The following is a 1,199-nucleotide window of genomic DNA, read 5'->3' on the forward strand; positions in this document are numbered from 1 at the left end:
TCTTTTTTAATAGTTTTTAGGCCTCCACAACCCGCATGGCAGCTAGGTTTCAGCGGGGTTATTCCAACAAAAACCTTGTTAACTGCTACAAAATCCTTGTTCTATTGCTACAAAATCCTTGTTATTAATACAAGAAATTTTCCGTATCAAAACGTATAATTATTTGTTTTAATAATTAGAATACAGCAGGAGAACACAATGCCAAAATCCACCCTTAAGCAAGACAGTGCTATTACTATTAGCAATGAAATCATAAGAAGCGCTCAAGGCTTGAACTTATGGGAAAAGCGTATTCTTATGCTAGCGGTGTCGAAAATTGATAGTAAAGTGGCTATCGCTTTAGGAGCGGGTGAGGTTACGTTGAAAGTTTCAGACTTAGTTAGCTTATATAAAGTCAATAAAGATTCCGCTTATCAAGAGGCCAAGAAAGCCGCCGAAGGTATCATGAAGCGACAGATTAGGCTTAAACCAACGGATAGTGATTCACGTTTGATTCAATGGGTTATTGAAAGCGCCTACCAACAACGAGAGGGTCGGATTCAAGTGGAGTTACATCCAAAACTGATTCCTTACCTGCAAGCCCTTAAAATGCATTTTACAAGCTATAAGTTAAGCCGTGTTAGCGGGTTACAATCGGTTTATTCATGGCGATTGTTTGAATTGCTGATGCAGTTTAAAAAAACGGGGTTGCTTACTATCCTGATTGACGATTTTTATCATGCAATGGATGCACCTGAGTCGTTACGCGCTAATTTCTCAAACCTCAGAAACCGCGTTATCGAACCGGCTGTCAAAGAAATCCGAGCGAAAGATGGGTTAGCCGTTGAGTGGGAGGCGCTTAAAGCAGGTCGCAAGGTGAAAGCGCTCCGGTTTTCATTCCCGACTGAACCCTCCACGCTAGCTGTTGAGCCACTCAAAACGCCTGTTCTTGAGCCAAAACGGAAAATCGATAATCATCCTGAAAAAACGCTTAGTAAGAAAGATGCGTTAAGTCGCTACACAGGCGCATTGAATCTTGCCAAACTGAGTAATCAAGCTATTGATACGCTGGTCAGCGTGCAGGAGCTGGAGGCGTTCAAATACTATGGGCTGATAGAGTAGGCTTCTTGCGAAAATAGCTTTCTTGATCGATAAATCAATGATTTAGCAGCCCCAGACTTTCGCAAGAAAGTCCATTGTAATAACTTAACCAATATAGG

At 41.5% G+C, this 1,199-nt stretch carries 1 protein-coding gene; it reads left to right on the forward strand.

The window, feature by feature from the left end:
- Positions 1-198 precede the first annotated feature (198 nt).
- Entirely contained in the window at positions 199-1,101 is a 903-nt protein-coding gene (locus A3IE_RS21570; RefSeq protein ID WP_020397269.1) for a replication initiation protein, read from the forward strand.
- Positions 1,102-1,199: the final 98 nt, after the last annotated feature.

The sequence above is a fragment of the Thiolinea disciformis DSM 14473 genome, assembly GCF_000371925.1.
Lineage (GTDB): Bacteria > Pseudomonadota > Gammaproteobacteria > Thiotrichales > Thiotrichaceae > Thiolinea > Thiolinea disciformis.